General features: G+C 66.2%; 14 protein-coding genes and 1 pseudogene. 6 read left to right on the top strand and 9 right to left on the bottom strand.

Features of this window, described 5'->3' with window-relative positions; genetic code table 11:
• Nucleotides 1–237 (top strand): integrase core domain-containing protein (locus B5X90_RS20580; RefSeq protein WP_143264858.1); only part of this gene is annotated, 237 nt, incomplete at its 5' end.
• A 273-nt stretch (nucleotides 238–510) separates the two neighbouring features.
• On the opposite strand, the gene B5X90_RS20585 is transcribed toward B5X90_RS20580, so the two are convergent.
• On the bottom strand, nucleotides 511–1494 hold the full coding sequence (locus tag B5X90_RS20585; RefSeq protein ID WP_079555747.1) for an ABC transporter substrate-binding protein: 984 nt from the start codon (nucleotides 1492–1494) through the stop codon (nucleotides 511–513).
• Nucleotides 1495–1765: 271 nt separating this feature from the next.
• On the opposite strand from B5X90_RS20585, the gene B5X90_RS20590 reads away from it, so the two are divergent.
• Complete coding sequence (locus B5X90_RS20590; RefSeq protein ID WP_256860368.1) at nucleotides 1766–2317, top strand: SRPBCC family protein; 552 nt, start codon at nucleotides 1766–1768, stop codon at nucleotides 2315–2317.
• On the top strand, nucleotides 2318–2920 hold the full coding sequence (locus B5X90_RS20595; RefSeq protein ID WP_079555748.1) for a DUF6919 domain-containing protein: 603 nt from the start codon (nucleotides 2318–2320) through the stop codon (nucleotides 2918–2920).
• Nucleotides 2921–2971: 51 nt separating this feature from the next.
• Here B5X90_RS20595 and B5X90_RS20600 read toward each other — a convergent pair whose 3' ends face one another.
• Nucleotides 2972–3301, bottom strand: a complete 330-nt coding sequence (locus B5X90_RS20600; RefSeq protein WP_028275943.1) for an antibiotic biosynthesis monooxygenase family protein — start codon at nucleotides 3299–3301, stop codon at nucleotides 2972–2974.
• Between the two features lie 228 nt (nucleotides 3302–3529).
• Here B5X90_RS20600 and B5X90_RS20605 point away from each other — a divergent pair, with 228 nt between their 5' ends.
• The gene (locus tag B5X90_RS20605; RefSeq protein WP_079555749.1) at nucleotides 3530–3850 is read left to right on the top strand and encodes a GYD domain-containing protein; all 321 of its coding nucleotides are present in this window, start codon (nucleotides 3530–3532) and stop codon (nucleotides 3848–3850) included.
• Between the two features lie 130 nt (nucleotides 3851–3980).
• Here B5X90_RS20605 and B5X90_RS20610 read toward each other — a convergent pair.
• Both B5X90_RS20610 and B5X90_RS20615 read right to left on the bottom strand, forming a co-directional pair.
• Nucleotides 3981–4217 (bottom strand): annotated as a pseudogene (locus tag B5X90_RS20610) (cupin domain-containing protein); the annotation flags it as partial.
• A gap of 111 nt (nucleotides 4218–4328) precedes the next feature.
• Nucleotides 4329–5372, bottom strand: coding sequence for an NAD(P)-dependent alcohol dehydrogenase (locus tag B5X90_RS20615; RefSeq protein WP_079555750.1), 1044 nt, complete (start codon nucleotides 5370–5372; stop codon nucleotides 4329–4331).
• A gap of 144 nt (nucleotides 5373–5516) precedes the next feature.
• Between B5X90_RS20615 and B5X90_RS20620 the strand changes: the two genes are divergently transcribed.
• Nucleotides 5517–6410, top strand: a complete 894-nt coding sequence (locus B5X90_RS20620) for a helix-turn-helix transcriptional regulator (RefSeq protein WP_079555751.1) — start codon at nucleotides 5517–5519, stop codon at nucleotides 6408–6410.
• 19 nt (nucleotides 6411–6429) lie between these two features.
• Here the strand turns inward: B5X90_RS20620 and B5X90_RS20625 are convergent, their stop codons facing one another.
• The 5 genes from B5X90_RS20625 to B5X90_RS20645 all read right to left on the bottom strand — a co-directional run bounded on the left by B5X90_RS20625 (nucleotide 6430) and on the right by B5X90_RS20645 (nucleotide 11076).
• On the bottom strand, nucleotides 6430–6846 hold the full coding sequence (locus tag B5X90_RS20625) for a DUF7793 family protein (RefSeq protein ID WP_179129256.1): 417 nt from the start codon (nucleotides 6844–6846) through the stop codon (nucleotides 6430–6432).
• Nucleotides 6847–7147: 301 nt separating this feature from the next.
• Nucleotides 7148–8269, bottom strand: coding sequence for an ABC transporter ATP-binding protein (locus B5X90_RS20630; protein ID WP_079555753.1), 1122 nt, complete (start codon nucleotides 8267–8269; stop codon nucleotides 7148–7150).
• Nucleotides 8270–8278: 9 nt separating this feature from the next.
• Complete coding sequence (locus B5X90_RS20635) at nucleotides 8279–9106, bottom strand: ABC transporter permease (RefSeq protein ID WP_026539571.1); 828 nt, start codon at nucleotides 9104–9106, stop codon at nucleotides 8279–8281.
• Entirely contained in the window at nucleotides 9093–9980 is an 888-nt protein-coding gene (locus tag B5X90_RS20640; protein ID WP_079555754.1) for an ABC transporter permease, read from the bottom strand. Before B5X90_RS20640 ends, B5X90_RS20635 begins: the two co-directional genes overlap by 14 nt.
• Nucleotide 9981: 1 nt before the next feature.
• Nucleotides 9982–11076 (bottom strand): extracellular solute-binding protein, encoded by a 1095-nt coding sequence (locus B5X90_RS20645; RefSeq protein ID WP_179129258.1) that lies wholly within the window; start codon nucleotides 11074–11076, stop codon nucleotides 9982–9984.
• 501 nt (nucleotides 11077–11577) lie between these two features.
• Between B5X90_RS20645 and B5X90_RS20650 the strand changes: the two genes are divergently transcribed.
• The coding region (locus B5X90_RS20650; RefSeq protein ID WP_256860369.1) for a M20/M25/M40 family metallo-hydrolase at nucleotides 11578–12652 on the top strand (1075 nt) is incomplete at its 3' end.

A 12652-nucleotide genomic window follows, 5' to 3' on the forward strand; every position in this document is an offset into this window, starting at 1 on the left:
CAGGCCGTCACGGACCTCGGAGCCGTTCAGCGCTTCATCAAGCCCCACTGCCCCTGGACCAACGGCAAAGCCGAACGCTTCAACCGGACCCTGCAAACCGAATGGGCCTACCGGCAGGCCTTCACAAGCAGCACCCACCGCCAAGCCGCACTTGCGCCCTGGCTCCAGCACTACAACACTGAACGAATCCACACCGGCATCGGAACCACACCCACCACCCGGGTGTCACCAACCTGATGGCTCAGTACACCTAGAAGGGCAGTTACGGAGCAATCGACCGTACAGGCATGCTGGACCAGGCAGGCAGCACGAAGCCTGCGGCAGCACCAGCCATCCATCACGAAGCCTGCGGCAGCACCTGCCAGACACAAAGAATCCCCGCCGGAGATGTTCCGGCGGGGATTCCTTCTGTCCCGCACCATCGATTGCTCCGTAGCCGCCGTTTTCACCCCCCAGAAGGGCAGTTACGGAGCAATCGACGTTTCAGGTAGTGGCGTTTCAGGAGGCGGGCTACTTCTTCGGCAGGCCCGCCGGGTTCAGCTCCGACTTCGCGACGGCTTCCGCGGACAACCCCCAGCGGTCCAGGATCTTGGCGTAGCTTCCGTCCTGGATCAGGTGGTTCAGGCCGGCCTGGGCCGCTGCGGCAAACCCGTTGTCCTTCTTGGTGGTGACGGCGATGCTGGCCTTCAGCGGCCAGCCGCCGTCGACCAGGCCCACGAGCTTGGTCTTGGTGTCCGTGGCCGCCTTGTAGGCTGCTGTGGCATTGGGGCCGAACGTGAGGTCCGCCCGTCCGGACTGGATGGCGAGCTGGGAGGCGGAGTCGTCGTCGTAATACTGGAACTCCACGGGCTTGAGGCCGTTTTTCTTGTTCTCCTCATCCCAGCGCAGCAGGATTGCCTCCTGGTTGGTGCCGGAACCGACGATCACGCGCTTGCCGGCGACGTCCGGGGCCGATTCGACCTTGGTGACGCTGCTGTCCGCCTTGGCGTAGAAGCCGAGCTTGTCTTCACGGTAGCTGGCGAAGTCGAACTTGAGCTTGCGCTCCTCCGTGACGGTGACGTTGGACAGCACAGCCTCGTACTTGCCGGAGTCGACGCCGAGCGGCCAGTCGGCCCAGGCCGTCGGGACAATGTCTGCCTCCAGGCCCAGGGACTCGGCCAGAGCGACGGCGATATCCACCTCATTGCCCACCGGCGTCTTGTTGTCGGTGGCGTAGACGGCCAGCGGCGCCGCGAACGGGCTCACCGCCACCGTCAGCTTCCCGTCCTTCTTGATGGCCTCCGGGACGAGCGCGGCGGCCGCGGCATCCACCGTGGCCTTGACCCGGTCCTGCTGCGGCGAGAGGTTGAACTGCTTCACACCGGTGGACGACGACGGCGCCGCCGACGGGCCGCCGGCAGCTGCGGCGCCGGGATCGGAGCAGGCCGCCAGACCCAGGACAGTGGTGGCCGCCAACGCGACCGCGGCGCCTGATTTAAACGAAAGACTGGACATGTTCTCCCCTTGAGAGTGGACTGAAATGGTGCTGGTGCGAGCAACTATCCGGGGCCAGGAAGAGCCGGTCAAAGCGCCGTGAAACCGGGTGAAACCAAGGGATACAGGCGGTAATACCCGTTCATCCGGCGTCCGCGGACGCTCCCTGCGGACGCCCTGTGTTACCGAAGATTGCCCTGCATGACGCGACGGGACGGAATTGTTCCCGGCAGGCCGCAACTGGCCTAGCCTGCATAGAAGACCTGCAAGGTGACAGCACGACACAGGAGGGGTGAACTTGTCAGTGGGCACGCACCAGCAAACGCACCGGACCACGCACCGGCTCGGCATCAACGCCCCGGCGGACCTTGTCTTCAGCATGCTGCGCGACGCCTCACACTGGACCTACCTCGACGGCCTGACGGTGTACTCGGAGCGCGTCAGCGGCGACGACGCCGGCCACGAGCTGCGCACGTCCGTGGTCTCCAACGGCTCACTCAGTTCAAGCCACTGCTGGCGCGTGTTTGACCCCGCCAGCCACCGCGCCCAGTTCCACCAGCTGGACCTCGAGCCGCCGTTCCGGGAGCTCGGCGGCGACTGGGAGATCCGGCCGGCGGACGGGCTCTCCGTGGTCACGCTGAACCACGAGTTCGAGGTCGACGACGAGCACCTCACCGAGCGGATCCGTGCGATCATCGAGGACTACAGCAGGCGTGAACTGGAGGCGCTGCGGATCAGCTGCGAACGGTTGTCCGTCCTCCTGCAGCACCATGCCCCGCAGACGCACCCCACCCCACATCTCACGGCGCAGTCCACCCCGCACCCCGCAGCACAGGAGGCCTAAATGTCAGAGGCCAGGTTCACGACGGAACGGGACAGCTTCGGCCGGCTTCTCGCGGACCGCGAAGTCTGGCGGCAGGCCTCCACCATCCCGGCGGCCGGCGAACTGACCGCCCGTTGGCTGGAGGGCAACAGCCAGTACCAGCCGGGAGTCTTCGCGCCCGGGTTCGACGAGGAGACCGCGGCCATCGCCGGAGAGCTCGCCCGGCTGAACCGCAACGGGCTCTTCACCAAGGAATCGCAGCCGGGCCTTCAGGCCGGAGGCCTCGCGCAACGCGCCTACGTAACGGCCTTCTGCGGACCGGAGGCGGCTTCGGCACTCCTGGCCCTGTCCGCACGGACCGGCCTGGTGACGGTCGTCCACGACCCCGGTGAGGCGAGCAGCGTCTCCATCCCGGTGACCGTACAGGACGAGGACGTCGCGACCTTGCTCGGCAGCAGCGAGGGGCCCGTTGGGGAGGACCAGCTCAGAGACTGGGCAGCCGAGACCAACGAGACCTTGGCCCTGGTCCTGTCCGATGCCTGGTACGTGGAAATCTTCGATCCCGTCTGGGGCCGGAACGATGTCCTGTTGGCCGCCGTACTTGAGGCGCTGCAGTCCGCTTAGCCGGCGGGAACGAGCGCCGCGCGGCCGGCGGCGGCCCGGTTCCCGGTAAATTCACATATCGGTCGCATCCCACCCGATGCTCGCGGCCTCGTCCAGGGTGCGCGCCTCGAAATGCTCCAGCATGTCCTTCATTGCCTCGAGGCCCTGCTTGAACAGGGCAGAATCCCGCCACTGCTCAATCTGTTCGAGAGACTCCCACGGGCCGGTGCTGATGAACCGGTTCTTGACGTCGCGATCGTGCATCAGCACGGCTTTGGCGTTGGGAAAGTCTTCCTTTGTCTTCCTGGCCAGATCCCGCCAGGCCTGCACAAAATCGTTCTCGCGGCCGGGATGCACCAGCCAGATTCCGAGCGTATAGACAGACACGTCGATCGCCTCCATTGTCCGTACGGGTTGATACGCCGATTATGTTCCTGTCCTCCGGCCCGCGGTAGTGCCGGACCGCCCGGAGCCCGGTTGTGGCCGCAAGTGAACCGTTGTAAGGGTGCAGTGGAAGGCCTAGCATGTGGGCAGACCCCCACTCTGGGGCCAGCCTCGGACCTTCCATCGTTGGGAGCGGGCACACGTTCGGATGCCGTTGTCCTGGGCGAACACAGGATAGGAAAAACGATGAGCAAATATCTGTTCGAAGCGAACTACGTTGGCGACGGAATCAAGGGACTCATGCGTGAGGGCGGCACCAAACGGCGTGATGCGGTCGTCGAAGCCCTGAAGTCGGTGGACGGCTCACTGGAAAGCTTCTACTACGCCTTCGGGGAGACCGACGTCGTCGGAGTTTTCGATATCCCCGACCAGGCCAACGCCGTCGCCCTGTCGCTGATGATCAATTCCACCGGCGCCGTGAACCTGCACCTGAAACCGCTCATGTCAGCGGAGGATCTCGACGCGGCAGCCAGGAAGACGCCGTCGTACCGGGCCCCGGGGCAATAGCCCACGCGGTGCCCGGGGCAATAGCCCACGCGGTGCCCGGCATGCCGGTGCGGGCCAGTCCCCCAGGCTGGCCCCGCACCGGCAGCGCCGGATGTTTTAGCGCAACCGCGCTAACTGCCGCGCGGTTGTGCTACTTGGCGGCGTTGTATTCCTCGTCGGTCACGAGGTCGCCCCACTCAGACTCCGCGCCCTCCGCGGGCGCTTCCCACATCGCGAGGTGGGTCATGAAATGGTCCGGCGCGGCGCCGTGCCAGTGCCATTCGCCCGGCGGCGTGTAAATCGTGTCGCCGGGGCGGATCTCTGTCACTTCGCCGCCGCGGGCCTGGACCAGGCCGACACCTTCGGTGACGTGCAGGGTCTGCCCGACGGCGTGCGAGTGTCAGGCCGTGCGGGCGCACGGGGCAAAGTGCACCGCGTTGACGCGCATGCGCGACGGGAGGCCGCGTCCGCCCCGCCCCAGGGTTCTTCGTGCGGCGCCTTAGTTCAGGGTGGCGGTGTCAATCACGAAGCGGTAGCGGACGTCGGAGGCCAGGACACGCTCGTAGGCGTCGTTGATCTTCGCGGCCGGAATGACCTCGATTTCTGCGCCCAGGCCGTGCTCGGCACAGAAGTTGAGCATTTCCTGGGTTTCGCGGATGCCGCCGATCATCGAGCCGGCGAAGGAACGGCGCCCCATGATCAGGGCGAACGCGTTCACCGGGAGCGGTTCCGCGGGCGCGCCGACGTTGACCAGTGCACCGTCGAGGGTCAGCAGCTGGAGGTAGGAGCTGATGTCGATCGCGGCGCTGACGGTGTTGATGATCAGATCAAAGGTGCCGGCAAGGTCCGTGAAGGTGTTCTCGTCGCTCGTGGCGTAGTAGTGGTCGGCGCCAAGCTTCAGGCCGTCTTCCTGCTTCTTCAGCGACTGCGACAGGACGGTGACCTCGGCGCCCATGGCGTGCGCGATCTTGACGGCCATGTGGCCCAGTCCGCCCAGTCCGACGACCGCGACCTTCTTGCCGGGACCCGCGCCCCAGTGGTTCAGCGGCGAGTAGGTGGTGATGCCGGCGCACAGCAGCGGCGCGGCGACGTCGAGCTCGATGCCCTCGGGAATGGTGACCACGAAATCTTCGGTCACAACGACGTGGGTGGAGTAGCCGCCCTGCGTGATGGTGCCGTCACGGTCGACGGCGCCGTAGGTGCCGGTGTTCCCGGCGAGGCAGTACTGTTCCTCGCCGGCCTGGCAGTTGACGCACTCGCCGCAGGAATTGACCATGCAGCCGACGCCGACCCGGTCGCCGACAGCGTGCTTGGTCACGGCCGTGCCGACCTCGGTGACAATGCCGGCAATTTCGTGGCCGGGAACCAGCGGATAGGTCTGCGGTCCCCAGTCGCCGCGGACGGTGTGGATATCGGAATGGCAGATCCCGGCGTACTTGATCTCGATCAGGACATCGTGCGGTCCCACGTCGCGGCGCTCGATGGTGGTGAGGGCGAGCGGTTCGGTCGCGGACGGTGATGCGTAAGCGTTGACGGTAAGCAATGAATCTCCTGCTTGTTGATCGTTGGGGGCTGTTCAACGGAACACCATCCATCAAACCCGGTAACGCAGCCGTGAGGGAGTCCCTGCTGATAGGGGTACTGGCAGGGCCTCCCTCAGGGAGCCCAAAGGCCTAACGTTGATGGCATGGATAATCGAGAGGCGACCCGCGAGTTCCTTGCCTCGCGCCGGGCCAAGATCACCCCCGAGGAATCGGGACTGCCGGTGTACGGCGGGAAACGCCGGGTACCCGGACTCCGCCGCGGGGAAGTCGCCATGCTGGCCGGCGTCAGCGTCGAGTACTACACGAGGCTGGAGCGGGGAAACCTGTCCGGCGTTTCGGAGGGAGTCCTGGACGCTGTGGCAAGGGCCCTGCAACTCGACGACGCCGAACGGGCCCACCTCTTCGATCTGGCCCGGGCAGCGGCGCCGGGCAGCCGGATCCGCCGTCGTCCCCGTCCCGCGGAGTCCGTCCGGCGCAGCGTTCAGCTGACGCTGAACGCCATCGCCAACGCGCCCGCCTTTGTGCGGAACGGACGCATGGACGTCCTTGCGGCCAACCCCCTGGGCCATGCCCTGTATTCGGACATGTATGCGGGTCCGGCCCGCCCGGCCAACCATGCCCGGTTCATCTTCCTGGACGCGCGGTCGCGCAGCTTCTACCCGGACTGGGACCGTGCGGCGAGCGACACCGTCGCGATCCTGCGCACCGAGGCCGGCCGGGACCCCTACGACCGCGGGCTGACCGACCTGGTCGGGGAACTATCGACTCGGAGCGAGGAATTCCGGACCCTGTGGGCGGCGCATAATGTCCGCCAGCACTACACCGGGCTCAAGCACCTGCACCACCCGGTGGTCGGGGACCTCCACCTGATGTACGAGGCAATGGACGTCTCCGCCGACGCCGGGCTGTCCCTGCTGGTCTACAACGCCGAGCCCGGCTCCGCGTCGGAAGATGCGCTGAGGCTGCTGGCCAGCTGGGCCGCGACCAACCGGCAGGTCAAGGAGGCCGGGGCGGCGTTTACGGTAGACAAGGCCTGACCGGGGCAGACCGGCGCTGTCACGCCAGGGCGGAAATGCCGTCCGTGTATCCACCGGAGTGGCCGCTGGCGGTGAAGTTGTTCAGCCAGGCCATGGCGTCGTCCCGGGAAGTGAAGAATTCGTGGGGGTAGCGGGTGTGCCGGCTCATGGCCGCCGCGATCACACGATCCACTGTGCTGGATCCAAGCACGGCAATCGCCAGAACCCCTGTCGTCTGGGCGAACTCGTATCTGGCGGCCGCGCTGATCTCCACGTCCGTCATTTCGGAGAGCATCGGCATCGGTATTCCGCCGCTGATCTGCGCTACGGCCAGCATCGCGTCCCTGGCATCGTCGACATCAACAAACGTGCCCGGCTGCCAGACGGATGTGATGATGCCCGCGCTGATGCTCAGCACGTTCTTTCCGTCAGCAGCTGCTATATGTCCTGGCATCATCGAGACCATTGTAGGGCCGGTCCTGACAAGCCAGGGGTTTGGGGCCCGGTGCGCGTGGCGGACCGCATACGATGGCTGCGTTCCGCGTTGCTGACCGGCCACGGGCATGCCCCACGCGGCCTGCCTCCAGTGGACATGTCCCCCTTCCGGAACGGGCTCGAACGGACATGACCCCGTCTCAGAACGGGCTCAAATGGACATGTCCCCTCTCAGGAACGGACGTGTCCCCCGGCGCGGCCCAGGGATGGACATAGTGGGCATATGTCCATCCCTGGGGGCCAGGGGAGGGCATGTCCCGCGGTCAGGACTCCAGGACCAGCAGCTGGGCCTTGTCCGCGTCCCAGCCCACCCAGAGTTCCTCGTCCGGCCGGATCCCGGCGACACTGTCGGAGCTCAGCTCACGGAGCTGGAGGTCGTGGCCGCCGGCCGTGAGGCGGTGGCGGACCGTGGCGCCGAGATTCGTGGAGGACACCAGGGTCGCGGCGCATCCGTTGCCCGCCGAGACCCGTGTCCTGAATTTGAGGTGCTCCGGGCGGATGGAGACGGCATAGTTTTCACCGTTTGCGCCGCGGTCCCGGACCTTTGCCATCCCGAGTCCGCCGAGGTCCACCACGGCTTCCTCGCCGTTGCGCTCCACGATCGTGCACGGGATGAGGTTCGTGTCGCCCAGGAAGCTGGCCACCCAGTCGGTCATGGGGTGGTTGTACACCTCCTCCGGCGGCCCGGACTGCACGATCTTCCCGTCCCGCATCACCACGATCCGGTCCGACATGGCCATGGCCTCGTCCTGGTCGTGCGTCACGAACAGCACGGAGATGCCCAGGCCCTTCTGCAGGGTCTTGATCTCCTCCTGCATCTGCTCGCGAAGGCGCTTGTCCAGGGCTGCCATCGGCTCATCCAGCAGCAGGGCCGCCGGGTTGAAGACCAGGGCCCGGGCCAGCGCCACCCGCTGCTGCTGTCCGCCGGAGAGCTGGCGCGGCTTGCGCCCGCCCATCTTGCCCAGTCCCACGCGGTCGAGGGCTTCCTCGGCGCGTTGGCGCCGTTCCGCGCGCGGCACCTTCCTCATGCGCAGCGCAAACTCCACGTTTTCCAGCGCGCTCATGTGCGGGAACAGGGCGTAGTTCTGAAACACCACACCAAGATTGCGGTCCCGGGGCGGCAGCGTGTCCACGGGTTTGCCGTCAATGAGGATGGCTCCGCCGGTATGCTCTTCAAACCCCGCCACCATCATCATGGTGGTCGTCTTGCCGGAGCCGCTTGGGCCCAGGAGGGTCACGAACTCCCCGGGCTGGACCGTCAGGTCCAGTTCGTCCACGGCAACGACGTCGCCGTAGTGCTTGCTGACCTGGCGGAGTTCAATGGCGCCCTGGGCGGCCCGGCCCGTGCCGGGAATAGGCCCCGCGGAAATCACTGATGCGGTCATGGACTTTCCTTACGTTTGTGCGGACACGGCCAGCGGCAGCATCCGGGTTGAAGAGCGGCGCTTGAGGACAAACAAGACCTGGAGCAGCAGCCCGATGGTGGCGACGCTGACCAGCAGGGCGGAGGACACCGCGATCTTCGGGGTCAGGTTGAACTGGATATCCGTGAACATCTTCACCGGCAAGGTGGTGGCCCCCGGGGACTGCATGAACAGGGACATCACCGTCTCATCGATGGAGACTGAGAACGCGAAGAGCGCCCCGGAGATCAGGCCGGGCAGGATGATGGGCAGATACACGTGCCGCAGGACGGAGAGCGGTCCGGCCCCGAGGCTCTGCGCCGACCGGACCAGGGCCGGGTTGAGCCCGGCGAGGCTGGCGCGGGTGGTCAGGTACACATAGGGGGTCGCGATCACGGCGTGCGCCAGGCCGATGGGGACGATGCTGCCCACCATGCCGATCGAGATGAAGAACTGGTAGAACGCCAGCGCCAGCACCACGGTCGGCACGATCATCGGCGCGAGGATCAGGCCCACCACGGCGGGCTGGCCGGGAAACTTGCGCCCGTGCAGGCCGATCGCCGCGGTGGCGCCCAGCAGCACACCGATCACGACGGCGATCGCCGCCGACTGCAGGCTGGCCGTCAGGGCGGAGGTCCAGGCCCGGTCGGCGAAGAATCCGGCCACGGCGGCGAAGGAGATGCCCTCCGGCGGGAAGGTGATGTAGCGGCTGTCGTTCAGCGCGACCGGCACCACAATCGCCGTCGGAATGACGAGGAAGAGGAAGGCCGGGATGGAAAGAAGCGCCAGCAGGCGGTGCTGCGGATTAGTTGTCTTCATGTTGGCCTCCTGCCTTGAGGACGCGCTGGTAGACGGCCACGAGGATGCTGACCATGACCGTCAGGATGACGGCCAGCGCAGCGGCCCCGGAGAAGTCCGTGAGCTGTCGGGCGTAGTAGTCGATCTGGTTGGCGATCATCATGTCGCCGGGGCCGCCCATCACCACCGGGGTGATGAAGAAGCCTGTGCTGATGATGAAGACCAGCAGCCCGGCCGCGGAAATGCCAGGCATGCTCAGCGGCAGCGTGATCCTGCGGAAGACGGATCCTTCCCGCGCGCCAAGCGAGCGGGCCGCGAGCCCCAGCCGGTCATCGATCGATGTCAGCGAGGAGAAGATCGGGAACACCGCGTACGGCAGGAGGCAGTGCACCATGCCGACGATCACGGCGAACCGGTTGTGCAGCAACGGGATCGGCGCACCTGTCAGCCCGATTCCCTGCAGGAAGGCGTTCACAATGCCGTTGTCCTGGAGCAGGACCGCCCAGGCGAAGTTCTTCACCAGGATGCCGGTCCAGAACGGCAGGAGGACGACGGCGAACAGGATCACCCGGGTGACATTGCCGGCCCGCCACAGGACCATGGCGATGATGTAGCCCAGCACCACAGTGACAATGGTGCTGGCCAGGCTGATGGTCAGGGTGTTGACCAGCGCCCGCACTACCAGCGGATCCTCAAGGACCCGCTGGTAGGCGTTGTCGGCGAAGCTTGCGCCGACCAGATTGCCCAGCGGCGTCAGGAACAGCACGACGTCGAAGGCAAGGATCGGGGCCAGCAGCAGCCACCAGCCGCTGTGCCGCCGTCGGGGTGCTGCCTCAGCGGAGGCAGGCGCGCCGCGGCCCCGCGGCCGGGGCCGCTCGAGAGTTGCGTTGCTCATGTCAGCTGGCCTGCCAGAGCTTGAACTGCTGCTCGGTCTTCTTCAGGTTCTGCGACCACCACTTGTCGTCGCGGACCAGGATCTTGTCCGCGAGCCGGGGGCTGGTGGGAAGCGTGTCGGCGATTTCCTTCGGCAGCTTGGACAGCGCCGGGGTGTTGGCCAGGGTCAGGTTGGTGACCTTGTCAAACGCCGCGCCGGCCTCGGCATCGTTGGACATGAAGTTCATCAGCTTGAAGGCCGCTTCCTTGTTCTTGGCGCCCTTCGGAACCACGAAGTAGTCGCCGGCGAGGACAGCGTTTTCGGCGGAGAAGTTCAGCTTGGCGCCGTCGTTGCGGGCTGCGTTGATGCGGTTGTTGAAGCTGGTGGAGAGCGAGACCTCGCCGGAGGTGAGCTGCTGGATGGGCTCCTGGTTGGCGGCGTGGTACAGCAGCCGGTCCTTGCCCGGGTGCTGGCCCAGGACCCTCAGCGCCCGGTCGACGTCGAGCGGGTAGATCTTGTCGAACGGGACACCGTCGGCCAGCAGCGCGGCTTCCAGGACGGAGCTGTCCGAGAGCTGGTTGTACACCGAGCGCTTGGTGTTGTACTTGCCCTGGTCGAAGAATTGGGCCCAGTCCTTCGGGGCCTGCGCGTCGGAAATGACCTTCTGGTCCCACGCCATGACAAACAGGAAGCTCAGGTACTTGATGCCGTATTCAGCCTTCGCGTATCCGGGCAGGCCCTTGTCGCTGATGATGTCGTAGTCGAACTTCTCCAGCAGCCCCTCGGCCACGGCCACCTCATACTCCGGCGCCGTGATTTCCACGAGGTCCCACTGGACGTCGCCGGACTGGACCTGGGCCTTGAGCGCGGCCAGGGAGGTGTTGGCCAGCAGCGTCGTCTGGATCCCCGACTGCTTGGAGAACGGGTCCAGGATGGTCTGGGTCAGCTGGTCGTTGTACGAGCCACCATAGGACGTGACCGTCACCGTCTTGTTGGCGGCGGCACTTTCGGGGGGCTTCGCCGCGCAGCCGGAGAGCGCCAGACCCGCAAATGGCGTCAGCGCTGCCGCTTTGAGGAGCTGCCTGCGGTCAAAAGGAGTGGAACGGAATGCTGTCATGGGGGAAGTGCCTCTCATGTACGCGGGCACGCCAAAAGAAGGCGTGCAGGATTGCGGGCGTGGCGGGGTGCGGTGCGTGTGATTGCGTGTGGCGCAGTGAAGTGAGGAGAAACGTGAAGTGAGAAGAAGAAGTGACGGCCGCGGTTCGCGCGCGCCATCCATTCCACGAGGAGATCTCGAATCCGCCGGCCGGCGGCTTTTCGGTTTCGCAACTGTAACTGTGAAGTTGCTCACTAGTCAACAGTTGTATTGCTTTAAGAAACTCGGGAATTTGAGCTGGGGACACTCCCCGGCCCCCGGTTTACCCGGGGCACGATTTGCACAGCAAATTCACAGCTAGGCGCTATCGCGGATACAGCGGGACGACCGACAATGGTTCGACCTGATAGGAGTATTTGCCGGGCGATGGTGGCCGCGACTTACTGGAGCGTCAGTGGCGAGCGTCCTGAACGATCGAGCCGGAGCAAGCGAACTTGTACCGACTAGTGATGGGCTCCCAGCATGATCACTCTCCGCAAGCACGTACTTCCCCCGCTCCTCGCCCTGGTCCTGCTCTCGACGTCGGCCTGTACCTCCGGGGTCGCGGCTGGCATCCCCTCGGCCGGCATTCCGTCCGGTGGCACACCATCTGGCACGCCGTCCGGTGGCGCCACGAGCAAATCCGGCGGCGGGACGAGCCAATCCGCCGCACCCGCCGAGTCCGCCAGTCCCAGTGCTGAGGCCCCGCAGCTGGCGCCGGCGAGCACGGTGGATGCGCGCACGGTGCTGGCGGCGTTCAAGTCCCGGGACATGGTGGGGCACCTGCAGGCGCTGCAGCGGGTGGCCGATGCCAACGGCGGGAACCGGGCCTCGGGGACCCCGGGGTATGAGGAGTCGGCCCGGTACGTCGAGGAACAGCTCCGCGCGGCCGGGTACGCACCGGTGCGGCAGAGCTTCACGTTCAAGGAGGACGGCCGGCGCGGCAAGACGGTGGAGTCCTTCAACATCCTGGCCGACACCGGGGGCAATGCCGGGCATACCGTGGTGGTGGGCGCGCATCTGGACTCCGTGCGGGAGGGGCCGGGCATTGATGACAACGGCAGCGGGGTCGCGGCGGTCCTGGAGACCGCGCGGTGGATGAAGGAGGCCGGGATCGCGCCGGTTAACCGGGTCCGGTTCGCGTTCTGGGGCGGTGAGGAGGACGGCCTGTACGGGTCCCAGCACTACGTCGACGAGCTCAGCGCGGCCGAGATCGGCCAGACCGCGGCGAACCTGAACGTGGACATGGTGGCCTCGCCCAACGGGGTCCGCTCGGTCCATGACGGGGACGGGACGGACTTCGGCCACGCCGGCCCGGCCGGGTCCAAGGCGATCGAGGACGTCTTCTTCCGCTACTTCCAGGAGAACGCGCTGCCGGCCGAGACCACGCCCTTTGACGGCGGCTCGGACTACGATGCCTTCCTCTCGGCCGGCATTCCCGGCGGCGGGCTGTTCACCGGCGATGAGAAGAGGAAGACCCAGGCCCAGGCGCAGGCCTACGGCGGGGTGGCGGGCAAGGACCTCGATCCCTGCTACCACGAGGCCTGCGACACGATCG

Origin of the sequence: Arthrobacter sp. 49Tsu3.1M3, from assembly GCF_900168135.1 — a bacterium.
GTDB lineage: Bacteria > Actinomycetota > Actinomycetes > Actinomycetales > Micrococcaceae > Arthrobacter.